Here is a 22194-nt window from a genome sequence, read left to right as displayed (position 1 = left end):
GCAACCGATCAGGTCAATGACATGATCTGCGCCAATTCCCTGGCGCTGCCTCGACGTAGGTGACGGCGGATCACCGCCGGGTCAGAATCCCTGACCGTTGAGGTCTCCGCGGACGCGCTCGAACGCCTGACCGATGATCTCGAACTCCTCCTCGGTCAGGTTGTCCATCAGGTAGCGGCGAACGCCGCCGACGTGCGTGTGCGCCGCGTCGCGCAGTCGGTCCATGCCTGCGTCGGTCAGCTTCGCGTTGACGCCACGGCCGTCGGACAGGCACGACTCCCGCTCGACGAGCCCGGCACGCTCGAGCCGGCTGACGGTGTGCGTGATCCGGCTGCGCGAGTGCGCGACCTGGCTGGCGACCTCCGCCATCCGCAGGGTCCACTCCGGTGCCTCGGACAGGCGGACGAGGATCTCGTACTCAGGCATCGACAGGTCGTGCTCACGTCGCAGGTCGCGGTCGAGCTGGTCGAAGAACGCCGTCGATCCGCCCAGGAACGAGCGCCAGAGGCGCTGCTGTCGGTCGTCGAGCCACCGCGTGTCGGTGGCTGTCTGCGTGGTCGAGGTCATGGAGCGAGTGTACCCAGGGAATAGTTGCGTCTTCAATTAGTTATGGTACGGTGAAGGCAGTTGGTTGAAGCCGCAACTATAGCGGTGACGACGACGCCAAGCTCGAAAAGACCACCACGACCCAAAGGGGACGCAGGACCATGGCACAGATCACCGCAGGCACCTGGAACTTCGATCCGACCCACACCGAGATCGGTTTCACCGTTCGCCACATCATGAGCAAGGTGCGCGGCAAGTTCGAGAAGTTCGAGGGCAGCATCACCACCGCTCCCGAGATCACCGAGTCGACGACGACGGCGACCATCGACCTCACCTCGATCAACACCGGCACGCCTGACCGTGACGCGCACCTGCGCTCCGCCGACTTCTTCTCGGTCGAGACGCACCCCACGATGACCTTCACGTCCACCGGCGTCGTCGCGAAGTCGGACACCGACTTCGTCGTGACCGGCGACCTGACCATCAAGGACGTCACCCGTGCGGTCGAGCTGTCGGTCGAGTTCCTCGGCGAGGGCAAGGATCCGTGGGGCGGCACCCGTGTGGGTGTCGAGGCCACCACGACGATCAGCCGCAAGGAGTTCGGGATCGACTTCAACATCCCGCTCGAGGGCGACAAGCTGATGATCGGTGACAAGATCACCGTCCTCATCACCGGTGAGGCCGTCCTCGCCCAGTGATCCCGCCGGTTCCCTGACGTGATCACGTCAGGGAACCGTCGCGTACGGACGCGGCCGTTCTGGAGTTCCCCCGGCTCCAGGACGGCCGCTCTGCTGTCTGCGGGGCGGCTGTCTGCGGGGCGGCGTCGGGAGCGACGACTCCGTCAGGCCGTGCGGGCGCCGACTGCGCGGAGCGCGAGGTCGGCGTAGAGCTGTGCGACGGAGTCAGGTGTCCGGGGGCCGTCCGGCTGGTACCAGCGGACCAGATCGATCGCCATCGAGATCAGCGCCAGCGCTGTGCCCGGCACGTCCTCGATCTCGAACACGCCCTTGTCGGCGCCTTCGCGGATCGCGTCCTGATAGATGCGCTCGATGTCACGGCGGTGGCCGGCGACCTCGCGGCGGTGCTCCGGAGTCAGGGCGGAGATCTCGTACTGGACGACGCGCGCACGCTTGCTGTGGACGGCGTGCCACTTGGTGAACTCGAACTGCATCGTGGCCAGACGGGCGACGGGGTCGGCCGTGGAGGCGTACGCGTCGGCGAGCATGTGGCGCGTGTTGAGGTGCCCCGCCGAGCTGATCTCGTAGAGCAGCTGCTCCTTCGACGCGTGGTGGACGTACAGGGCGGCAGGACTCATGCCGGCGCGCGTCGAGATGTCGCGCGTCGTCGTGGCATGGAATCCGCGCTCGGCGAACGCCTCGACCGCGGCGTCCATCAGGCGCTCGCGGGCGGGAACCTCGGTCATGGGCTGCTCCTGCAGTGTGCTGGGGCGGGGACCCCTCATCGCGCTAAGCGCGCGCTTAGTACACTGTAGGGGATCGTGCGGTGATTGACCGTAGGCACTCCATGAAGCGAGCCATTCTGTGAAGCGAGTTATCTTCGAGGACGACCACGAGGCCTTCCGCGCTTCGGTGCGAGAGTTCGTCGAGCGCAGCGTCCTCCCGAACGTCGAGCAGTACGCCGACGACAAGGGTCTGCCACGCGAGTACTGGCTCGAGGCCGGCAAGCAAGGACTCCTGGGGCTCGAGGTCCCGGAGGCGTTCGGTGGCGCCGAGGCAGGCGACTTCCGGTTCAACGCCGTCCTCGCCGAGGAGCTGTCGAAGGTCAACGCCGCGCTCCCGTCGTGCACCGGCATCCACGCGGACATCGTCGCCCCCTATCTCGTCGAGCTCACCACCGACGAGCAGAAGGCGCGCTGGCTCCCGCGCTTCGTCACCGGCGAGCTGCTCACGGCGATCGCGATGACCGAACCGTCCGGCGGCTCCGACCTCGCCGCGCTCAAGACCACCGCGGTCCGCGACGGCGACGAGTGGGTCATCAACGGCTCCAAGACCTTCATCACCAACGGCTGGTCGGCCGACCTCGTCGTCGTCGCCGCACGGACGAGCCCCGAGAAGGGTGCCAAGGGCATCACGCTCTTCGCGGTCGAGACCGGCATGGAGGGCTTCAGCCGCGGCCGCAAGCTCAACAAGGTCGGCCAGAACGAGTCGGACACGGCCGAGCTGTTCTTCTCCGACGTCCGCGTGAGCGACGCCCAGGTCATCGGCGAGGTCGACCGCGGCTTCATCGCCATGATGGAGCGCCTCCCGCAGGAGCGTCTCTCGTGCGCCGTCTCCAACGTCGCGCACGCCAAGCAGATCCTCCTGGAGACGATCGACTACGCCAAAGAGCGGCAGGCCTTCAAGCAGCCGATCGGCTCCTTCCAGCACAACAAGTTCCTGCTCGCGGAGCTCGTCACGCGGATCGAGTCCGTCGAGGCGTACGTCGACGCCGCCGTCCTCGCGCACACCGAGCGCGAGCTGACCGCGATCGACGCGGCCAAGGTCAAGTGGCTGTCGTCGCAGGTGCAGAACGAGGTGCTCGACCACTGCGTCCAGCTGCACGGCGGCTACGGCTTCATGAACGAGTACCGTGTCGCGCGCGCCTGGCAGGACGCACGCGTCACCAAGATCTGGGCGGGCTCGAACGAGATCATGAAGGAGCTCATCGGGCGCGACCTCGGGCTCTGACCTCGCGGTCTGCGCCACCGTCTCGGGAACCACGCAACACCGGCTCAACTCAAGAACAGTCTGGACCCTAGAGAAGGACACCTCAATGCCTGAAGCCGTCATCGTCTCCACCGCGCGCTCGCCGATCGGGCGCGCGTTCAAGGGCTCGCTCAAGGACATGCGTCCCGACGACCTGAGTGCGCAGATGGTGCGCGCCGCTCTCGACAAGGTTCCGGAGCTCGACCCGCGTGACATCACCGACCTGATCCTCGGATGCGGTCTCCCCGGTGGCGAGCAGGGCATGAACATGGGACGCATCGTCTCGGTCCTGCTCGGCTACGACTTCCTGCCGGGCACCACGGTGACCCGCTACTGCTCGTCGAGCCTGCAGACCACCCGCATGGCATTCCACGCGATCAAGGCCGGCGAGGGCGACGCCTACATCTCCGCCGGCGTCGAGACCGTCAGCCGCTTCATCAAGGGCAACAGCGACGCGATCCCCGGTCAGGAGATCACCAACCCCGTCTTCAACGACGCGGTCGAGCGCACCGAGGCACTCGCCCAGGGCGGTCAGAAGTGGACCGACCCGCGCGAGGACGGCAACCTGCCCGACGCCTACATCGCGATGGGGCAGACCGCGGAGAACGTCGCCCAGGTTCTCGGGATGAGCCGTGAGGAGCAGGACCGCTTCGCCGTACGCAGCCAGAACCTCACCGAGCAGCGGATCGCCGAGGGCTTCTGGGCCCGCGAGATCACCCCGGTGACGCTGGCCGACGGCACCCAGGTCACGGCGGACGACGGCCCGCGCGCCGGCACCACGTACGAGGCAGTGTCCTCGCTCAAGCCGGTGTTCCGACCCGACGGCACTGTGACCGCCGGCAACGCCTGCCCGCTCAACGACGGCGCGGCCGCGCTCGTCATCATGAGCGACCAGAAGGCGAAGGACCTCGGCCTCACGCCGCTCGCTCGCATCATCTCGACCGGCGTGACCGGTCTGTCTCCCGAGATCATGGGCCTCGGCCCCGTCGAGGCGATCCCGCAGGCGCTCAAGCACGCCGGGATGAGCCTGGGCGACATCGACCTCTTCGAGATCAACGAGGCGTTCGCGGTGCAGTCGCTCGGCTCGGCGCAGCAGCTCGGGATCGACGAGGACAAGCTCAACGTCAACGGCGGGTCCATCGCCGTCGGTCACCCGTTCGGCATGACCGGCGCGCGCATCACGGCGACGCTGATCAACTCGCTGCAGTGGCACGACAAGCAGTACGGCGTCGAGTCCATGTGCGTCGGTGGCGGCATGGGCATGGCCATGGTGATCGAGCGTCTCTCGTGAGCGGCGAGGCGAAGCGCTTCGCAGGCCGTACGGCGATCATCACGGGCGCCAGCCGCGGCATCGGGCTCGGCGTCGCCGAGCGCATCGTCGCCGAGGGCGGCCGGGTGTGCATCACCGCGCGCAACGACGAGGCTCTGCAGGAGGCGGTCGTCCACCTCGGTGGCCCTGAGGTCGCGCTCGGCATCTCGGGCAAGGCCGACGACGCCGCGCACCAGGACGCGGTGATCGCGCAGACGCTCGAGGCGTTCGGATCGATCGACCACCTCGTCAACAACACCGGCATCAACCCGGCGTACGGACGCATGATCGACCTCGACCTCGCGGCTGCTCAGAAGATGTTCGCCGTCAACGTCCTGAGCGCGCTCGCGTGGACGCAGAAGGTGTACGGCGCGTGGATGGGCGAGCACGGCGGCACCGTCGTGAACGTCGCGTCGGTCGCGGGCATCAAGCCTGCGCCGGGCATCGGGTTCTACGGTGCGACGAAGGCGATGCTGATCCACGTCACGGAGGAGCTGGCCGTCGAGCTGGGTCCGGACGTGCGCGTCAACTCGGTCGCTCCGGCGGTCGTCAAGACGAAGTTCGCCGGCGCCCTCTATGAAGGACGTGAGGAGGAGGTCGCCTCCCAGTACCCGATGAAGCGCCTCGGTGTGCCCGAGGACATCGGCTCGGTGGTGGCCTTCCTGCTGTCGCACGAGTCGGGGTGGCTGACCGGTCAGAACATCGTCGTCGACGGCGGCCTGACGCTCACCGGCGGAGTCTGAGGGTGCTGCCCGATCGCGCGGGCGTCGTCATCACCGGTGGCGGCAACGGGATCGGGCGGGCGATCGCGCACCGGCTGGTAGCAGCCGGTGCGCGCATCGTCGTCAACGACCTCGATGCCGACGCCGCAGCGCGGGTCGCGAACGAGGTCGGCGGCTTCGCCGTACCCGGTGACGCGGCCTCCGAGGAGGGCGTACGCGCGCTGGTTGGCGCCGCGCGCGAACACCTGGGTGCGATCGACGTCTTCTTCGCGAACGCCGGGATCGCCCGTGGCGACGCCGCGGCGACCGAGGACGACTTCGAGGCGTCGTGGCAGGTCAACGTGATGGCCCACGTTCGTGCCGCGCGGGCGCTGCTGCCCGACTGGCTCGAGCGCGGCGAAGGGCGCTTCGTCGCGACGGCGTCGGCTGCAGGTCTGCTGATGATGCTCGGCTCGGCGCCGTACACGCTCAGCAAGCACGCCGCGGTCGCGCACGCCGAGTGGCTGTCCGCGACGTACCGGCACCGCGGCATCGTCGTACAGGCACTGTGTCCGCAAGGCGTGCGTACGGCGATGCTCGACGACACCGGTCCGGCCGGCGACGTCACGCTCAAGGACACCGCGATCACGCCGGAGGAGGTGGCGGAGACGGTGTACGCCGCGATCGGCGACGACCGGTTCCTGATCCTGCCGCACGCCGAGGTCGCGGACTACGTACGCGCGAAGGCTGCGGATCCGGACCGCTGGCTCGGAGGCATGAACCGCCTCCAGCAGCGCGTCGAGGACCTGCGCCCCGACTTCTGACCCGAACCAGCCGCCGCGTTTGCCACGCTCACACCGCAAATGCCGCCCGTGCCCTGCAAATATGCGGGGCACGGGCGGCATTTGCGGTGCAAGCGTGGCAAACGGGACCGGCGGTCAGGCGCGCGCGGTGACCGGAGAGGCCGTGCGGGCGGTGACCGGAGAGGCGGTGCGGGCGGTGACCGGAGAGGCCGTGCGCCGCAGGGACCGGCGGTCAGGCGCGCGCGCAGGCGAGGCCGGCGGAGATCAGCGGCTGCGTGGCCTCACCCATCCGGCTGAAGCCTTCGCCGACCGTCTGGCCCTGCGTGAAGCGGTAGTGGATGCCCTCGGTGATGATCGCGAGCTTGAAGTAGCCGAGCGCGAGATGGAACCCCATCGTCGCGACGTCCCGCCCGCTCCGCGACGCATAGCGCTCGAGCACCTCGTCGACCGACGGGTACCCGGGCGCTGCGGTCGCGTCGGCGACCGCGTTGTTGCGCGTCGTACGGCCCATCTCCTGGTAGACGATGGTGAGCGCGATGTCGGAGAGCGGGTCGCCGAGCGTCGCCATCTCCCAGTCGAGCACTGCCGTGATGCGGTCCTTGCCCTCGGGAGACGTGTCGACCAGCGCGTTGTCGAGGCGGAAGTCTCCGTGGACGATCGCCGCGTCGGAGTGCTCCGGGACGTGCGCGGCGAGGTAGTCGCGCAGCTCCTCGTAGCCGTCGAGCTCACGGCTCTTGGACGCCTCCGCCTGCTTCGCCCAGCGCCGGACCTGACGCTCGAGGTAGCCGTCGGGACGCCCGAACTCGGCCAGTCCGACCGATGCCGGGTCGACCGAGTGGAGGTCCGCAAGGGTGTCGATGAGACGCTCGGCGATGTCACGCGTGCGCTCCGGACCGAGCTCCTCGAGCTCGCCCGCCCGACGGATCGCGCGGCCCTCGGCCTTGCTCATCACGTAGAACGGGGCACCGATGACCTCGTCGTCGTTGCAGAGGGCGTGGACCTTTGGGACCGGTACGTCGGTCGGCCACAGCGCGGCCATCACCGTGTGCTCGCGGCTCATGTCGTGCGCGGTGGCGAGCACGTGGCCGAGCGGCGGGCGGCGGACGATGACGTGGGTGGTGCCGTCGGTGACGTCGTACGTCAGGTTCGAGCGACCGCCGGGGATGACGGTGCCGCTGAGCGGGCCGTCGACCAGGCCGGGCACCTTCTCCTGGAGGTAGGCGCCCAGCCGGTCGAGGTCCAGACCGGGGAGCTCGTCGGCCATGTCAGTCCTTCGGTCCGCCGGCGACGTAGATGACCTGGCCGGAGACGAAGCCGGACTCCTCGCTGGTGAGGAACGAGGTCGTCGCGGCGATGTCCTCGGGCTGCCCGACGCGCGCGACGGGGATCTGCTGCGCGCTGAACTTCTTGAAGTCCTCGTAGTCGACACCCAGTCGAGCGGCGGTCTCGGCGGTCATCTCGGTCTCGATGAACCCGGGGGCGATCGCGTTGGCGGTCACGCCGAACTTGCCGAGCTCGATCGCGAGGGTCTTGGTGAAGCCCTGCATGCCGGCCTTGGCGGCCGAGTAGTTGGCCTGGCCACGGTTGCCGAGCGCGGACGTCGACGACAGGTTGACGATGCGGCCGAACTTCGCCTCGACCATGTGCTGCTGGGCCGCGCGAGCCATCAGGAACGCACCGCGCAGGTGTACGCCCATGACCGAGTCCCAGTCGGAGACCGACATCTTGAACAGCATGTTGTCGCGGATGATCCCCGCGTTGTTCACGAGGATGGTGGGAGCGCCGAGCTCGGCGACGATGCGCTCGAACGCGGCGGCGACGGCCTGCTCGTCGGAGACGTCGGCGCCGATGGCCACGGCCTTACCGCCGGCGGCGGTGATGGCGTCGACCGTGGCGGCGCAGGCCGCCTCGTCGAGGTCGATGACGGCGACGGCGTGCCCGTCGGACGCGAGGCGCTTCGCGACGGCGGCGCCGATCCCGCGTGCGGCGCCGGTGACGATGGCAGTGCGCTGCTGGCTCACAACTTCTCCTCGATGCTTCGTACGGATGCTCGGGACCGGCTAAGCGCACGCTTAGCCAGGGTCGCCTAGCAACGTACCCCATCCGCCGTGAGCGACGACACAGGGGAGCCGGGGGCGACGAGCCGGTGGCGGCACCCGTCTGTCACGATCAACGGGTGCGACATGTTCACGCGTGCCCGATGCGCTGGGCCGACATCGACCAGCTGGCGCACGTCAACAACGTCACGTACGCCGACTACCTGCGCGAGGCCCGGATCGCGGCTGCCGCCGAGACGGGCAGCTCTCTCGGCGGTGAGCACGTGCTGCGGCTCGAGGTCGACTACCGGGCGCCGGTGGTCTTCCGTCCCGAGCCGCTCCTGGTGGAGACCACCTGGTCCGGCGACGGCGTCGTCGAGCAGGAGATCGTCGATCTCCGTGAGGACGGCGGGCGCACCGTCTACGTGCGAGCCCGTACGACGCTGGCGGACGGCTCCGGCACCCTGACCCGGGTGCCGCCGAGCGAAGGGCGTACGACGTCGGCCCCGACGCGGATCCGTGTCCGCGACCTCGGTCCGGACGGCGTGGTCGACCCTGTCGCGATGCTCGAGCTCTTCCAGGAGGGGCGGGTCGCGTTCATCACGACCGCGACCGGCCCGCGGCTCCACCCCTGGGTCGTCGCGCGGAACGAGACGACCTTCCTGCGACCGGCGCCGTACAGGTCCGAGCCGTACGCCGTCCGCAACGGTGTAGGTCGCGTCGGACGCTCGTCGTACGAGGTCCGGGCCGAGCTCGTCGACGAGACGCCCGCCGATGGTGGCGGGCCGGTCGTCGTCGCGACCTCGCGGGCGGTGATGGTCGGCTTCGACCCCGCCACGCAGCGTTCGCGCGAGCTCACCGACGAGGTGCGCGATCAGCTGGCGGCATACCTGCGGCCCGGTTTGAGTCGGTCGGGAGAATGACAGCGTGAGTCAGGACCAGGCGGAGCAGCAGCAGACCTTCTACGACGCGATCGGCGGGTACGACACGATCGCGGCGATCGTCGCTGCCTTCTACGAGGGCGTCGCCGAGGACCCGGTCCTGCGACCGATGTACCCCGAGGAGGACCTCGGCCCGGCCGAGGAGCGCTTCACCCTGTTCCTCGTCCAGTACTGGGGCGGACCGACGACGTACTCCGAGCGTCGCGGACATCCGCGCCTGCGCATGCGCCACGCGCCGTTCGCCGTGACGCCGACGGCGGCGCAGCACTGGCTGCTGCACTTCCGTGCGGCGCTCGACCGCGTCGCGCTGGCGCCGGAGCACGACCGCGAGTTCTGGGCGTACGTCACCCACGCCGCGCAGTTCATGGTCAACACGCCCGAGGACCTGGGCTAACGATTCCTACCGGCGGCGGTTCTCCGTCGCCTCCGGATCGGTCTCGTCCTGACCGGCATCTCCCTCCGCCGCAGCATCTGTCTCCGCTGCAGCATCTGCCTCAGCCGCCGCCGCGGCGGCCTGCGGGGGAGCGCCGTAGGCCGCTGCGTGGGCGTACGGGATGTCGATGCCGAGCGCGTCGAAGCGGTCCTTGATGAGCTCGCGCATCTCGCGCGCGACCTCCCACTGCTTCAGCGGCGCGGTCTTGAGGACGACGCGGACCACCACACCCTCCGCGGTCCAGCGCTCGACGCCCCACACCTCGGGTTCCTCGAGCACGGCCCCGCTCCAGGCGGGGTCCTGCCAGAGCGCGTGCGCGATCTCGTGCAGGACCTCGCGGACGCGCGCCAGGTCGACCTCGTAGCCGACCGGCACGTCGAGGACGGTGCGCGCCCAGTTCTGGGACTGGTTGCCGACGCGGATGATCTCGCCGTTGCGGACGTACCAGACGGTGCCGTTGACGTCGCGCAGCCGCGTCACGCGCATGCTGACGGCCTCCACGGTGCCGATCGCGTCGCCGAGGTCGACCACGTCGCCGACGCCGTACTGGTCCTCGAGGATCATGAAGATGCCCGACAGGAAGTCCTTGACGAGGCTCTGTGCGCCGAAGCCGAGCGCGACGCCGAGGATGCCGGCGGAGGCGAGGAGCGGGGCGATGTTGTAGCCGAGCGTCGCAATCACCATGAACGCGACGACGGTGAAGATCACGATCGTCGAGATGTTCTTGAGGAGCGATCCCATGCTGCGCGCACGCTGTTCGCGGCGCTCGTGGAGGGCGGGGCTGAGCGTCTCGGCCGCACGTGCGCCGGGAACCGTGCCGGCTGCCGCGGTCCGGACGATCCGGTCGATGATCCGGTTGACGAGCCACCGCACGGCGAGCCCGCCGAGGATGAGCACGATGATCGCGACGGGCTTGGCCAGCACGACGTCGGCGACCTCGGCGGCGGTGCCGTTGTCGGTCCAGCGGTACACGAGTCGACAGATCTGGTTGCTGGGGTCGTCCCAGCACTGCGCGCTGTCTGCTGCGAAGGGGACGTCAGCCATGTCCACGACGTTAGCGGGGCCGCGCCAACGCTCGTGGGCGGCTCCACCGGTTGTCTGGCGTCGACAGCTCGTGCTCGACCTGCGCGGCCAGGCTGATCAGCAGCGCGTCGTGCGTCGGGAGCGCGGCGATCATCGTGCCGATCGGGAGACCGTCGGTGCTCCACCCGGTCGGCAGGGAGATCGCGGGGCAGCCCGCGACGTTCCAGATCGACGTGTACGGGGTGAAGGCCTTCTGGGCCTCGAAGTCCGCCTCCGGGTCTGCGTCGTCGCGCAGCGAGCCGACCGGCGCCGGGAGCTGGCCGATCGTCGGGGTGAGGATGACGTCGAGATCCTCGTACGCCGCGAGCGTCGCCTGCTCGGCCCGCCGCAGCGCGAGGAGGGCGTCGGCGTAGTCGACCCCGCTGGCAGCGCGTCCGCGCGTGCGTTCCCAGCGGGTGAGCGGGCGGAGGAGCGCCTCGCGCTCGGGCGGCACGGGCGCGGACGCGGCGCCGACGAACCAGGCTGTCTCGAACGCGGCAACGGTCTCCGGCCCGAACGGCGGGTCGACGTCGACGACCTCGTGGCCGATGCGTTCGAGCAGGCGGCTCGCGACGTCGTACGCGGCGACCACCTCCGGGTCGGGCGGCACCTCGCTGATGACCGGGGTGTGGAACCGGCCGATGCGCAGGCGACCGGGGACGCGACGACTGGCGTTGAGCATGCGGCTGCCCGTCAGGGCGAGCACGTCGAGCAGGGCCGCGGCGTCGTCGACGGTGTTGGCGAGGGTGCCGGGGACGACGAGGCCCGAGACGTCGATCTCGGACGGCATCGAGGTGACGAGCCCGCGGGTCGGCTTGATCCCGACGAGCCCGCACACCGAGGCGGGGATCCGGACCGAACCTCCGCCGTCCGAGCCGAGCGCGACTGGGACGAGGCCCGCAGCGACCGCTGCGGCCGCGCCGCCGGAGGAGCCACCGGCGCTGCGCGACAGGTCGTACGGCGTGCGTGCGGGCGGCGCGACGTCGGGCTCGGTGTAGCAGGGCAGCCCGAGCTCCGGTGCGTTCGTCTTGCCGAGGCTGATCATGCCGGCGGAGGCGATCCGGAGGGCCGGGGTGCCGTCCTCGTCCGGGACCAGGTCGGAGAACGCAGCCGACCCCAGCGTCGTCCGGACCCCCGCCGTGGGTGTGAGGTCCTTGATGGCCGTCGGCACACCGAAGAGCGGCGGGAGCGCGTCGGCTGCGGGGCCGTTCAGCGCGTCGCGCGCGGCGGCCGCCCCCGCGCGGGCCTGGTCGGCGGTGATGGTGACGAACGCGCCGACCTCGTCGGAGCGGGCAGCGGTGCGCTCGAGCAGTGCGTCGACAACGGTGACGGGGTCGGTCTCGCCCGTGCGGTACGCGGTGGCGAGGCCGAGCGCGGACGAGAGGGGGTCGCCGGCAGCGGAGGGCATACCACCGAGCCTAGTGGCGTCGGGTGCTCGGCTAGAATGACCGCCATGCTGAGCCGGAGCCGTACCACCGCTCGTACCATCGTTGCCCGTTCCGCCGTCGCCGGTGCCGTGATCGCCGCGCCGCTGGCCGCGGGCGCTGTCACCCCGGCCGCCGCCGAGGTGCCGATCGGGTGGGAGGAGGCCAGCGCGATGTCGGGCCTCGACGTCCTTCTGATCTTCGTCGGCATCCCGCTGGCGATCGTGCTGGTGCTCGTCGTGTTTGGCTACGTTCTGGCACGCCGCACCACCCCGAGCTACCTCCCGTACGTCGCCGCGCCGGGCGAGGCGATCACCGCGGGCAACGACCGCGCGGAGCTCCCCGCGCACCACTGACCCGGACCATCCGACCGGACCACCTGGCCGGCACTCCGGCCACCGGACCCACCTCTCGAGGAGACCTGACGATGAGCTTCTCGCGTCCCGGCGCCATCGATCTCTCGGCGCTCAAGAACACTCCCGCCGGCGGGTCCGCCGGTCGACCGGCATCGGGCGCCCCCGCGCCCGCGGGCGCCTCCTGGGTGCTCGACGTCGACGAGCGGACGTTCCAGGACGTCCTCCAGAGCTCGCTCGACCACGTGGTCGTCGTCGCGCTCTGGTCGTCGCGGTCGCCGCAGGGTGCCGCGTTCAACGACTCGCTCGCGCGCGTCGCCGACTCGTACGCCGGCCGTCTGCTGCTGGCGCGGATCGACGCCGACACCAGCCCGCAGATCGCGCAGATGCTCGGCGCTCAGGGTGTGCCGTTCGTGCTGGGCGTCGTCAAGGGCCAGCCTGTGCCGCTGTTCCAGGGCACGGTCGACGAGTCGCAGATCCGCCAGTTCTTCGACGAGCTGCTCCGCGTCGCCGAGGCGAACGGCGTGAACGGCGTCGCTGCTCCCGTCGGCGGTGGCGAGGCTCTTCCGGACGAGGAGCCGGTGGACGACCCACGGTTCGCCGCGGCTGACGACGCGTTCGCCGAGGGCGACTACGCGACGGCCGTCGCCGAGTACGAGAAGCTGCTGGCGTCCAACCCGGCTGACACCGAGGCGGCCGAGCGGCTGGCCGGCGCCAAGCTGCTGCAACGGACCGGTGACGCCGACCTCGCCGCGGCGCGCCAGGCCGCCGCCGACAACCCCGACGACGTCGACGCGCAGCTGCTCGTCGCCGATCTCGACCTGTCCGGCGGACACGTCGACGACGCCTTCGGGCGGCTGATCGACCTCGTTCGTCGGACCACCGGCGACGACAAGGAGCGCGTGCGTGCTCGGGTGGTCGAGATGTTCACGATCGTGGGCAGCGACGACCCCCGCGTGAGCGCGGCTCGGCGGGCGCTGGCGAGCGCTCTCTTCTGAGCCTAGGCGCCCACGCACGCGAGGCCGCTCACCACCTGCTGGCGAGCGGCCTCTTCTTGCCCCCCTGCATACTGGCTGCATGCGACGGGTGGCCGGATTCGGGTTGCTGGCGCTCGGGGTCGTGATCGCCGTCGTCGGCGCAGTGGGCGCCGTCGCCTTCGGCCCGGACGATCGGATGACGACGGGGACGCGCGAGGTCGACACCGATGCTCGCGCGGTCGTGACGCGCCCGGCGGTCCTCGCCCGGTACGGCCCGCAGGTGAGCGTCCAGGTCGAGCTGCCGGACGACAAGCCGGTGTTCCTCGGTCTGGCGTCGACCGTGGACGTCGACGACTATCTCGAGTCGACGCAGCGGGTCGAGATCACCCGCTATCGCGTCCCGTGGTCGGTGACCACGAAGGACGTCGCCGGAGACCCGTTCCTCCCGGCGGCGCCGACGGCGCTGGACTGGTGGCTGGAGGCGACGTCAGGAGTCGGCGGAGCGCAGCTGCGGTTCGAGCTTCCTGACGAGACCGTCTCTCTCGCCGTCCTCGCCATGGGCGACGCCGACCTCTCGGGCCTGCGGGTCACGGGGGCGTACGAGGTTCCCGGCGCGTTCGGGGTGTCGCTCGGCGCCGCAGTCGGAGGTCTCGGGATCGCCCTCCTCGGTGTGGTCGTCGCCGGGCTCGTCCCCGCCGTACGCCGCCGCACCCCGAGCCTCGACGCGGCCGCCTTCGTCGACGACGAGTGGGACGAGCCCTGGCTGGAGACGGACCCCGCGGACGCGGACACCTGGGACGACTTCCTCGAGGAGAGCGACCCGACCGCTCCGACGCGCAAGCCCTCGAAGCCCTGGTCCACGAAGCTCACGCCGTCCAGGAAGCCCAGGTCCGCGAAGAAGCAGAAGCCTCATCAGGCACAGCGCGTACCCTCGTCGGAGGTTTCGGGCACGGACAGGGTGAAGGAGGACGCATGACTGCACGCGCACGCCTGACGGCGGTCGTCGGCGTCCTCGCGCTCGTGGCCGGCTGCGGCGCGATCCCGATGGAGAAGTCGAGCACCGAGGTCTCCAAGATCGCCGCGAACCACACCGAGATCGACCGCACCTACCGCAACCTCGAGAAGGCCCGCGGCGCCGCGTTCACCGCGCTCGATCCGGACATCCTGGCTCTGGTGGAGTCAGGGTCGGTGCTCGCGGTCGACGGCGGTGCGATCGACGTCGCGAAGCGGCTCAACGGCAACGCCTCCACCGGCAGCGGCATCAGCGCGGCCCAGGTCGAGGACGTCTACACGCCGCGGCTCTCCGAGTACCCCCTCTGGTATCTCGCGATCGCCCGCGACGAGGCTCGCGGTGTCCGCCGCATCCAGATCTTCGAGCGGGAGACGTCGACCGACCGGTGGGAGCTGACAGCGACGCCGGAGGCACTCATCAGCACCGTCCTCCCCGTGCCGAAGACGTCGGGGGACGAGCTCGAGACCGTCGACCCCGACGACGGCACCGCCCTCGTCGCTTCCCCGGGTGATGCACTGCGCGCGTACGCGGCTGCGCTGGGCGACCCGCAGTCGCCGGACGCCGGCCAGGTCACCGCCGACTCGTTCGTCACCCAGATGCGCGCCCAGGCAGCCGGGCTCGCGAAGCCCGGCACGACGTTCGCCCGGACGTGGGCGTCCCAGCCGGTCGAGCACGCGGTCCGCACCGAGGACGGGGGAGCGCTCGTCTTCGGCACGCTCATGCGGCAGGACGGCTGGGTCCTGACGCCTGGGGCGACGGTGAGCTGGCCGGCGGACTCCGAGCAGCGTGCCTACTTCGGAGAGCCGATGGCGCGGTCGGGCGTGCTGCGCTACTACCACCAGGTGCTGATGTACGTCCCGCCGACCGACGGCGTGGGGCTGCCGCGGGTGCTGGCTCAGTACGGCGGCGTGATCGACTCCGAGGACACGGCCGGCATCGCGACGCCGTAGGCGCTCGGCACGCTCGCGCGCAGAGCGCTCAGACGGTGCCGCGGAAGACCTGCCCCGCCTCGCGGTAGGTCTCGGCCGGGTCGTCGTCCAGGCTGTCGAGCAGCTCGATCGTCGCAGCCGTCGCACGCTCACGGACGAGCTCGCGGTCGCACCAGTGGACGGCGGCGATCTCGGTCGGCTGCAGCGTCAGCGGTGCCTGCGGGTCCCAGGACTCGACGTCGAAGACGAACAGCACCGCGTCGTCCCAGGCGCTCCACGGCGGCAGCCAGTTGACCGTACGGAGCCCGCGGACGCGAGCCTCGACGCCGAGCTCCTCGCGCAGCTCGCGCACCACTGCGTCAGCGGGGGACTCGGCCGGGTCGACCACGCCGCCGGGGAGGTCCCACTCACGCTTGTACGTGAGCTCGCAGAGCAGCACGCGTCCGGCATCGTCTCGGACGAGCGCCTGCGCGATGGCGCGCTTCTTGGGGAGCGCCGCGTTGAGCATCGCGACGAAGCCCTCGCGCGTCCCCGGGTGCGGGTCGTCGGACAGACGCGAGAGCAGCTCCTGGTCGGGTGCGCCGACCCGGCGTACGAGCCCGTCGCGGCGCATCCCCGCGCGAGCGGCAGCCCGACGGTCGGCGACGGAGTCCTCGTCGAGCAGGGTCTGCACCCGAGTCACGCCCAGCTCGTCGAGCGCGTACGTGATGGCGAGGTTGACGGCCCGCGAGCGACGCGGCTCCTCCGTACGGCCGAGGTCCCAGGCGACCGAGGCCGTCAGGGAGTCGTCGAGCGTGACGGTGAACGCGCCGAGGACGTCGTCGCCATCCCGTACTTCAAAGGTGCTGTTCTCGTACGCGCTGCCCGCGTCCGTGTCGTCGCCGACGGGGCGCAGCGTCAGGTCAGCCATCGACGGGCTCGATCCAGGTCAGCGAGAGCGCCGGGAGGCGGAGGTCGACAGACTGGGGCTGGCGGTGCCAGGCGATCGGCTCGGCCTCGAGGTCGGGCCCGGGCGAGGCACCTGCCCCGCCGTACGCGAGGTCGTCGGTGCACAGCACGACGCGCCACGCGCCGGGGTCGGGGAGGCCGACTCGGTACGACTGCCACGTCTCGCCGGACATGTTCGCCACGCAGACGAGGGTACGACCTCCGCCGCGGCGCACGAACGCGTACACGTTGCTGCCGGCGTCGTCCGCCTCGAGCCACGCGAATCCGTCGGGGGAGTAGTCGTCCTCCCACAGGGCCGGGTTGGCCACGTAGCGGGCGTTGAGGTCGCTCACGAGCCGTTGCACACCGGCGTGCTCCGGCGAGTCGAGGACCTCCCAGTCGAGGGAGCGCTCCTCGGACCACTCACGCTCCTGCGCGATCTCGGCCCCCATGAACGTCAGCTGCTTGCCGGGGTGCGACCACTGGTAGGCGAGGAGCGCGCGGAGGTTCGCGAACCGCTTCCACGGGTCGCCGGGCATCTTGCCGAGCAGCGACCCCTTGCCGTGGACGACCTCGTCGTGCGACAGCGGGAGCACGAAGTTCTCGGCGTGGTGGTACATCATCGCGAACGTCAGCCGGTGGTGGTCGTGGCTGCGGTACATCGGGTCGACGGCGACGTAGCCGAGCGTGTCGTGCATCCAGCCGAGGTTCCACTTGAAGCCGAAGCCGAGCCCGTCGTAGGCGACGTCGCGGGTCACCCCGTCGTACGCGGTGGACTCCTCGGCGATCATCGCGATGCCACCGAAGCGTGCGTAGCAGGAGGAGTTGAGCTCCTGGAAGAACGACACTGCCTCGAGGTCGATGTTGCCGCCCTGCGCGTTCGGGGTCCATCCGCCCGGACCGCGCGAGTAGTCGAGGTAGAGCATCGAGGCGACCGCGTCGACGCGCAGCCCGTCGACGTGGAACTCCTCGAACCACCAGAACGCGTTCGCGAGGAGGAACTCGCGCACCTCGCCCTTGGTCAGGTCGAAGACGTACGTGCCCCAGTCGGGGTGCTCGCCACGGCGCGGGTCCGGGTGCTCGTACAGCGGTGTCCCGTCGAAGCGTGCCAGGGCCCACTCGTCACGCGGGAAGTGCGCCGGGACCCAGTCCAGGATGACGCCGATGCCCGCGGCGTGGAACGCGTCGACCAGAGCGCGGAAGTCGTCAGGGTCGCCGAAGCGCGAGGTCGGCGCGTAGTAGCCGGTGACCTGGTAGCCCCAGGAGCCACCGAACGGGTGCTCCATCACGGGCATCAGCTCGACGTGGGTGTAGCCGCGCTCGACGACGTACGGGACGAGGGTCTGCGCGAGCTCCTGGTAGGACAGGCCGCGCCGCCACGAGCCGAGGTGCACCTCGTACACGCTCATCGGCTCCGCCCACGGCTGGCGCGTCGCGCGGTCGCGGACCCAGGCGTCGTCGGTCCACCGGTGACTCGAGGTGAAGACGCGCGAGGCGTTGTCCGGGGGGACCTCCGCCCAGGTCGCGAACGGGTCGGCCTTCTGGCGCCACACGCCGTCGGCGCCGTGGACGGCGTACTTGTAGAGCGCCCCGTCGCCGATGCCCTCGACGCTGCCCCGCCAGATCCCGTCGTCGCCGCGGGTCAGCGCGTGCGCGTGCCCGTCCCAGCCGTTGAAGTCGCCCAGGACCTGCACCTCACGCGCGTTCGGCGCCCAGACCGCGAAGGCGACCCCCTCCTCGCGCTGGTGGGCACCGAGGTCACGCCAGAGGTCTCGCGTCATGCTGGCGAGTCTTTCACGCGGAGGTGACGCGATGGGGTGGACGTGGGGACCACCACGTCAGCCCGGTCGTCGCGGTGCCGCCTCACCCGAGCAGCTGGTCGAGCATCGTCATCGGGATCGCCGCCCAGTCCGGCCGGTGGTCGAGCTCGTAGACGTACTCGTACAGCGCCTTGTCCACCTCGTACGCCGCGAGCAACGCCGTCGCGACCGTGTCCCCGCCCGCTGGTCGAGCCGCCTCGTGGTCGTGACCGTCGCCGTACCCGGCCAGGAACGCGGCGCGGTTGCGTGCGACCCACGCACGGGCCTGCGCGACCTCCGCGTCGCCGGTCGTACCGGTCTGGAGCAGGTAGGAGTTCGCGGCGTAGTCGAACGACCGGGTGACTCCGGCGACGTCTCGCCAGACGGTGTCGAGCGCCACCCGGTCCTCGAGCGCCGCGGCCGGCTCACCCTCGAAGTCGATCAGCTTCCACCCTGCCGTGGTCCGGAGCGTCTGGCCGAGATGCAGGTCGCCGTGGACGCGCTGCGCCGCAACCGGGCCGTCGAGCGTGCGGAGCCGCGCGTACACGTCGCGTGCAGCACCGGCGTACCGCTCGATCTCGTCGACCCGTCCGGCCAGGTGATCGAGGCGTGCGTCGAGCCGGTCGGCGAGGGCGCTCAGCTCCGCGGCACCCCACTCCGCCGTCGGCAGCCGCTCGGCCATCAGCGTGTGGACGAACCGCACGGTCTCACCGAGGCGCACGGACTCGCCGGCGAAGTCGCCGCCCGCGGCCTCCGGCTCGAGGCCGGGCTCGGCGAGCAGGTCGCGCACGCTCGCACGGGCGCTCTCCCAGCCGTTGCTCGCCGTCCGCAGGAAGCGCTGGAGCATCGCGAGGTCGTACGAGGCGCTGCCACCGGACGGCGTCGCGCTGATCCACCCCCACAGTGCTGCGATCGCGTCGTCACCGGGGCCGGCGAGTGCATCGTGGATCTCCACGTCGGGGTTGCGGCCGTCCACGACCTTGCGGAAGACCTTCAGCATCGCCGTCTCGGCCACCACCATCGACGTGTTCGACTGCTCGACGGCGAGCAGGACCGACTCCGAGTCGACGTCGATGACGAGCGCGCCGTCCTCGTCGTGCGGGAGGTGCGACACATAGACGGTGTCGGGGTCTCGACCCGTCGACTCGCTCGGCGCGGGGGAGTCCTCGAAGAACCCGCGCATCAGCACCTGGCGCGCGAGGGGGTCGTGCAGCGCGTCGTAGACGTAGACGTCGGCCGCCATCTCGTCGGCGCCGAGCGACGCCGTACCGACCAGCCCGTACGCGTTGGCCTCGACCGGCTCGTCACGGTAGGCGAGCGGGACGTTGTAGGTCTGCGTGCCGCCGGGCCCGTCCACCGTCACCAGCTCGAACCGCACACCGAGTCCGCTCGCCGGGTTGCTCAGCCACGCGAGCGGCTCGACGCGTACGACCTGCCAGCCGGCGCCCTCACCGGCGAACCAGCGCTGCCGGACGATGTAGTCCAAGAGATCGTGCGTACGGTCGCCTGCCATCAGGACTCCTCCGTGTCGGTCATGCGGCCGAGCCGGAACCAGTAGAAGCCGTGCCCCGCCAGGGTGAGCAGGTACGGGAGGTCTCCGATCGCCGGGAACTCGACCCCGCCGAACATCTCGACCGGCCGCACCCCTGCGTAGGCGTGGAGATCGAGCTCCACCGGCTGCGGGAAGCGCGACAGGTTGTTGACGCACAGCATCACGTCACCATCGTGCTCCCGGACGAACGACAGGACCGAGGGGTTCGAACCGCCGAGGTCGCGGAACGTGCCGACGCCGAAGGCCCGGTGCTGCTTGCGGATGTGGATCATCCGGCGCGTCCAGTGCAGCAGCGACGACGTGTTCTCCTGCTCGGCGACGACGTTGACCGACTGGTAGCCGAACACCGGGTCCATGATCACCGGCAGGGCGAGCTTGCCCGGGTTGGCGACCGAGAAGCCGGCGTTGCGGTCCGGGGTCCACTGCATCGGCGTACGGACGCCGTCGCGGTCGCCGAGCCAGATGTTGTCGCCCATGCCGATCTCGTCGCCGTAGTACAGCACCGGGGAACCCGGGAGGCTCAGCAGCAGCGCGGTGAACAGCTCCATGCGGTTGGTGTCGTTGTCGAGCAGGGGCGCGAGGCGGCGGCGGATGCCGATGTTGGCCTTCATCCGCGGGTCCGTGGCGTACTCGCGCCACATGTAGTCGCGGTCCTCGTCGGTCACCATCTCGAGCGTGAGCTCGTCGTGGTTGCGCAGGAAGATGCCCCACTGGCAGCCGTCCGGGATGTCAGGCGTCTGCTCCATGATCTCGCTGATCGGGTAGCGCGACTCGCGGCGCACCCCCATGAACAGGCGCGGCATCACGGGGAAGTGGAAGCACATGTGGCACTCGTCGCCGCCGACCTCGGGGTCACCGAAGTAGTCGACCACGTCGGCGGGCCACTGGTTCGCCTCTGCGAGCAGGACCCGCCCCGGGTAGTTGTCGTCGACGTAGCGGCGGACCTTGCGGAGGAACGCGTGCGTCGGCTCGAGGTTCTCGCTGCTCGTCCCCTCTTCCTCGTACAGGTACGGGACGGCGTCCAGGCGGAACCCGTCGACGCCGAGCTCGAGCCAGAACGTGAGCGCGTCCAGCATCGCCTGGTGGACGGCAGGGTTCTCGAAGTTGAGGTCCGGCTGGTGGCCGTAGAAGCGGTGCCAGAAGTACTGGCCGCGGACCGGGTCGTACGTCCAGTTCGACGACTCCGTGTCGACGAAGATGATGCGCGCGTCGGAGTACGCCTCGTCGTCGTCGGCCCACACGTAGAAGTCGCCGTACGGGCCGTCGGGATCCGTACGCGACGCCTGGAACCACGGGTGGGCATCGGACGTGTGGTTCATGACGACGTCGATGATGATCCGGATGCCCCGCGCGTGGGCGGCGTCGAGGAGGTCCTTGAAGTCGTCGACCGACCCCAGTTCGGGCGACACGCTCGTGTAGTCCGCGACGTCGTACCCGCCGTCACGCAGCGGTGACGGGAAGAACGGCGGCAGCCAGAGGCAGTCCACGCCCAGCCACTCCAGGTAGTCGAGCTTGCTCGTCAACCCGGCGAGGTCGCCGATGCCGTCCCCGGTGGAGTCGTGGAACGAGCGGATGAGGACTTCGTAGAAGACGGCGCGCTTGAACCACAGCGGATCGTCGTCGCGCCGGTCCTCGAGCGTCGGTGAAGGCACGGGGGCGGTCATGCGCGCCACCCTAGTGCCACTCGCCCGGCGAATCTGCTCGGCGGCCGACGACCCCGGCACTAGGGTGAGGGCATGCTCGTGGCCGTCATCGCTGCAGTCCTGTCCGGCGTGGCCATCGGCGCGCTCCTCATGTGGTGGACAGGACGGCGCGAGACCCCCGAGCCGCTGGCAGCACGCCAGCTCGCGCCCGTCGCCCCCGAGGTGCGCCAGGCGACGCTGTGGACGCAGGGCAACCGTCCCGTCGACCTGGCGACGCGCTCAGAGATCAGCCGCCTCGTCGAGGGTGGCCGCAAGATGGAGGCCATCCGGCTGCTCCACGCGAGCACGAACCTGTCGCTGCTCGCCGCACGCTCGAAGGTCGACGAGTGGTCGGTCGCCATCGAGCGGCGGCTGATCCAGCGCGCGTACGAGGACGCCTCCGAGCTCGATCACGCCGAGGTCGACGAGACCCTCGCAGCCGACCTGCAGGAGATCGCGCAGTTCCGCTGGGGACGCTGGCGGGCACTCAAGCTGCTCCGCAGGCGTACGACGATGCGGCTCGTCGACGCGTGGGACTACGCCGCGAACCTCGGCCGTCCCCCGACGGCGTAGGGATCGCTACGACGGGCTCCGTGGTCGAGGCGTTCACGCTTCGCTGGTCGAGGCGCGGAGCGATCGAGACCGGGTCTCGATCCTCCGCTAGCGCTCCGGCCTCGACCAGCGGAGGGGCCTGGGCTGAGTCGCGGGGTTCGGTGGTCGAGGCGCGGAGCGATCGAGACCGGGTCTCGATCCTCCGCTAGCGCTCCGGCCTCGACCAGCGGAGGGGGCGGGGTTGGCTGGTGCTCCGGCCTCGACCAGCGGTGGGGGCGGGGTTCGCGCTTCGGCCTCGACCAGCGGTGGGGGCGTGGGCTGAGTCGCGGGGTTCGGTGGTCGAGGCGCGGAGGGATCGAGACCGGGTCTCGATCCTTCGCTGGCGCTTCGGCCTCGACCAGCGGTGGGGGCGTGGTTGGCGCTTCGGCCTCGACCAGCGGTGGGGGCGTGG

General features: G+C 70.4%; 22 protein-coding genes. 12 read left to right on the top strand and 10 right to left on the bottom strand.

What is annotated here, in order from left to right; all coding sequences use genetic code 11:
- Positions 1-81: 81 nt before the first annotated feature.
- Positions 82-567, bottom strand: a complete 486-nt coding sequence (locus GH747_RS19910) for a MarR family winged helix-turn-helix transcriptional regulator (protein ID WP_149771402.1) — start codon at positions 565-567, stop codon at positions 82-84.
- A gap of 140 nt (positions 568-707) precedes the next feature.
- On the opposite strand from GH747_RS19910, the gene GH747_RS19905 reads away from it, so the two are divergent.
- Positions 708-1244: a YceI family protein gene (locus tag GH747_RS19905; RefSeq protein ID WP_149771401.1), complete on the top strand. Its 537-nt coding sequence runs from the start codon at positions 708-710 to the stop codon at positions 1242-1244.
- Positions 1245-1387: 143 nt separating this feature from the next.
- On the opposite strand, the gene GH747_RS19900 is transcribed toward GH747_RS19905, so the two are convergent.
- A complete protein-coding gene (locus tag GH747_RS19900; RefSeq protein ID WP_149771400.1) occupies positions 1388-1969 on the bottom strand; it encodes a TetR/AcrR family transcriptional regulator in 582 nt (193 codons plus the stop codon).
- A 118-nt stretch (positions 1970-2087) separates the two neighbouring features.
- Here GH747_RS19900 and GH747_RS19895 point away from each other — a divergent pair, with 118 nt between their 5' ends.
- The 4 genes from GH747_RS19895 (at position 2088) to GH747_RS19880 (ending at position 6085) form a co-directional block, all read left to right on the top strand.
- Positions 2088-3233 (top strand): acyl-CoA dehydrogenase family protein, encoded by a 1146-nt coding sequence (locus tag GH747_RS19895; protein ID WP_149771399.1) that lies wholly within the window; start codon positions 2088-2090, stop codon positions 3231-3233.
- Positions 3234-3318: 85 nt separating this feature from the next.
- A complete protein-coding gene (locus GH747_RS19890; protein ID WP_149771398.1) occupies positions 3319-4542 on the top strand; it encodes an acetyl-CoA C-acetyltransferase in 1224 nt (407 codons plus the stop codon).
- On the top strand, positions 4539-5303 hold the full coding sequence (locus GH747_RS19885; protein WP_149771397.1) for an SDR family oxidoreductase: 765 nt from the start codon (positions 4539-4541) through the stop codon (positions 5301-5303). The genes GH747_RS19890 and GH747_RS19885 overlap by 4 nt, the downstream gene beginning before the upstream one ends.
- A gap of 2 nt (positions 5304-5305) precedes the next feature.
- Entirely contained in the window at positions 5306-6085 is a 780-nt protein-coding gene (locus tag GH747_RS19880; protein WP_205603036.1) for an SDR family oxidoreductase, read from the top strand.
- Between the two features lie 211 nt (positions 6086-6296).
- Here GH747_RS19880 and GH747_RS19875 read toward each other — a convergent pair whose 3' ends face one another.
- Positions 6297-7328, bottom strand: a complete 1032-nt coding sequence (locus GH747_RS19875; protein ID WP_149771396.1) for a phosphotransferase family protein — start codon at positions 7326-7328, stop codon at positions 6297-6299.
- A 1-nt stretch (position 7329) separates the two neighbouring features.
- The gene (gene fabG / locus GH747_RS19870; RefSeq protein ID WP_149771395.1) at positions 7330-8085 is read right to left on the bottom strand and encodes a 3-oxoacyl-ACP reductase FabG; all 756 of its coding nucleotides are present in this window, start codon (positions 8083-8085) and stop codon (positions 7330-7332) included.
- Between the two features lie 155 nt (positions 8086-8240).
- Here fabG and GH747_RS19865 point away from each other — a divergent pair, with 155 nt between their 5' ends.
- Both GH747_RS19865 and GH747_RS19860 read left to right on the top strand, forming a co-directional pair.
- Entirely contained in the window at positions 8241-9023 is a 783-nt protein-coding gene (locus tag GH747_RS19865; RefSeq protein WP_149771394.1) for an acyl-CoA thioesterase, read from the top strand.
- A 4-nt stretch (positions 9024-9027) separates the two neighbouring features.
- Positions 9028-9435: a globin gene (locus tag GH747_RS19860; RefSeq protein WP_149771393.1), complete on the top strand. Its 408-nt coding sequence runs from the start codon at positions 9028-9030 to the stop codon at positions 9433-9435.
- A 6-nt stretch (positions 9436-9441) separates the two neighbouring features.
- Here the strand turns inward: GH747_RS19860 and GH747_RS19855 are convergent, their stop codons facing one another.
- Both GH747_RS19855 and GH747_RS19850 read right to left on the bottom strand, forming a co-directional pair.
- The gene (locus tag GH747_RS19855; protein WP_149771392.1) at positions 9442-10518 is read right to left on the bottom strand and encodes a mechanosensitive ion channel family protein; all 1077 of its coding nucleotides are present in this window, start codon (positions 10516-10518) and stop codon (positions 9442-9444) included.
- Positions 10519-10528: 10 nt separating this feature from the next.
- On the bottom strand, positions 10529-11944 hold the full coding sequence (locus tag GH747_RS19850; protein WP_149771391.1) for an amidase: 1416 nt from the start codon (positions 11942-11944) through the stop codon (positions 10529-10531).
- 45 nt (positions 11945-11989) lie between these two features.
- Between GH747_RS19850 and GH747_RS19845 the strand changes: the two genes are divergently transcribed.
- From GH747_RS19845 to GH747_RS19830, 4 genes are all read left to right on the top strand, one after another.
- Positions 11990-12316, top strand: a complete 327-nt coding sequence (locus tag GH747_RS19845) for a hypothetical protein (protein ID WP_149771390.1) — start codon at positions 11990-11992, stop codon at positions 12314-12316.
- Between the two features lie 71 nt (positions 12317-12387).
- Positions 12388-13311 carry a tetratricopeptide repeat protein gene (locus GH747_RS19840; protein WP_149771389.1) on the top strand — a complete coding sequence of 308 codons (924 nt, stop codon included), beginning with the start codon at positions 12388-12390 and terminating at the stop codon, positions 13309-13311.
- 79 nt (positions 13312-13390) lie between these two features.
- Positions 13391-14266, top strand: coding sequence for a hypothetical protein (locus GH747_RS19835; RefSeq protein WP_149771388.1), 876 nt, complete (start codon positions 13391-13393; stop codon positions 14264-14266).
- Positions 14263-15252, top strand: a complete 990-nt coding sequence (locus GH747_RS19830; protein ID WP_149771387.1) for a DUF8094 domain-containing protein — start codon at positions 14263-14265, stop codon at positions 15250-15252. The genes GH747_RS19835 and GH747_RS19830 overlap by 4 nt, the downstream gene beginning before the upstream one ends.
- Positions 15253-15280: 28 nt before the next feature.
- Here GH747_RS19830 and GH747_RS19825 read toward each other — a convergent pair whose 3' ends face one another.
- The 4 genes from GH747_RS19825 to treS all read right to left on the bottom strand — a co-directional run bounded on the left by GH747_RS19825 (position 15281) and on the right by treS (position 21173).
- On the bottom strand, positions 15281-16141 hold the full coding sequence (locus tag GH747_RS19825; protein WP_205603035.1) for an NUDIX domain-containing protein: 861 nt from the start codon (positions 16139-16141) through the stop codon (positions 15281-15283).
- Positions 16134-17939 carry a 1,4-alpha-glucan branching protein GlgB gene (gene glgB / locus GH747_RS19820; protein ID WP_149771386.1) on the bottom strand — a complete coding sequence of 602 codons (1806 nt, stop codon included), beginning with the start codon at positions 17937-17939 and terminating at the stop codon, positions 16134-16136. The genes GH747_RS19825 and glgB overlap by 8 nt, the downstream gene beginning before the upstream one ends.
- Positions 17940-18021: 82 nt before the next feature.
- A complete protein-coding gene (locus GH747_RS19815; RefSeq protein ID WP_149771385.1) occupies positions 18022-19470 on the bottom strand; it encodes a maltokinase N-terminal cap-like domain-containing protein in 1449 nt (482 codons plus the stop codon).
- Entirely contained in the window at positions 19470-21173 is a 1704-nt protein-coding gene (gene treS / locus GH747_RS19810; RefSeq protein ID WP_149771384.1) for a maltose alpha-D-glucosyltransferase, read from the bottom strand. Before treS ends, GH747_RS19815 begins: the two co-directional genes overlap by 1 nt.
- A gap of 72 nt (positions 21174-21245) precedes the next feature.
- On the opposite strand from treS, the gene GH747_RS19805 reads away from it, so the two are divergent.
- Positions 21246-21764, top strand: coding sequence for a hypothetical protein (locus tag GH747_RS19805; protein ID WP_149771383.1), 519 nt, complete (start codon positions 21246-21248; stop codon positions 21762-21764).
- Positions 21765-22194 lie beyond the last annotated feature (430 nt).

The organism is Mumia xiangluensis (assembly GCF_010994095.1).
Taxonomy (GTDB): domain Bacteria; phylum Actinomycetota; class Actinomycetes; order Propionibacteriales; family Nocardioidaceae; genus Mumia; species Mumia xiangluensis.
Note: the sequence above shows the minus strand (reverse complement) of the source record. Positions and strands in the feature narration are given on the sequence as shown.

Coding starts and splice junctions, on each gene's coding strand:
- GH747_RS19910 (WP_149771402.1), bottom strand. CDS start 567: ATGACCTCGACCACGCAGACAGCCACCGACACGCGGTGGCTCGACGAC.
- GH747_RS19905 (WP_149771401.1), top strand. CDS start 708: ATGGCACAGATCACCGCAGGCACCTGGAACTTCGATCCGACCCACACC.
- GH747_RS19900 (WP_149771400.1), bottom strand. CDS start 1,969: ATGACCGAGGTTCCCGCCCGCGAGCGCCTGATGGACGCCGCGGTCGAG.
- GH747_RS19890 (WP_149771398.1), top strand. CDS start 3,319: ATGCCTGAAGCCGTCATCGTCTCCACCGCGCGCTCGCCGATCGGGCGC.
- GH747_RS19875 (WP_149771396.1), bottom strand. CDS start 7,328: ATGGCCGACGAGCTCCCCGGTCTGGACCTCGACCGGCTGGGCGCCTAC.
- GH747_RS19855 (WP_149771392.1), bottom strand. CDS start 10,518: ATGGCTGACGTCCCCTTCGCAGCAGACAGCGCGCAGTGCTGGGACGAC.
- GH747_RS19850 (WP_149771391.1), bottom strand. CDS start 11,944: ATGCCCTCCGCTGCCGGCGACCCCCTCTCGTCCGCGCTCGGCCTCGCC.
- GH747_RS19845 (WP_149771390.1), top strand. CDS start 11,990: ATGCTGAGCCGGAGCCGTACCACCGCTCGTACCATCGTTGCCCGTTCC.
- GH747_RS19840 (WP_149771389.1), top strand. CDS start 12,388: ATGAGCTTCTCGCGTCCCGGCGCCATCGATCTCTCGGCGCTCAAGAAC.
- GH747_RS19835 (WP_149771388.1), top strand. CDS start 13,391: ATGCGACGGGTGGCCGGATTCGGGTTGCTGGCGCTCGGGGTCGTGATC.
- GH747_RS19830 (WP_149771387.1), top strand. CDS start 14,263: ATGACTGCACGCGCACGCCTGACGGCGGTCGTCGGCGTCCTCGCGCTC.
- GH747_RS19825 (WP_205603035.1), bottom strand. CDS start 16,141: ATGGCTGACCTGACGCTGCGCCCCGTCGGCGACGACACGGACGCGGGC.
- glgB (WP_149771386.1), bottom strand. CDS start 17,939: ATGACGCGAGACCTCTGGCGTGACCTCGGTGCCCACCAGCGCGAGGAG.
- GH747_RS19815 (WP_149771385.1), bottom strand. CDS start 19,470: ATGGCAGGCGACCGTACGCACGATCTCTTGGACTACATCGTCCGGCAG.
- treS (WP_149771384.1), bottom strand. CDS start 21,173: ATGACCGCCCCCGTGCCTTCACCGACGCTCGAGGACCGGCGCGACGAC.
- GH747_RS19805 (WP_149771383.1), top strand. CDS start 21,246: ATGCTCGTGGCCGTCATCGCTGCAGTCCTGTCCGGCGTGGCCATCGGC.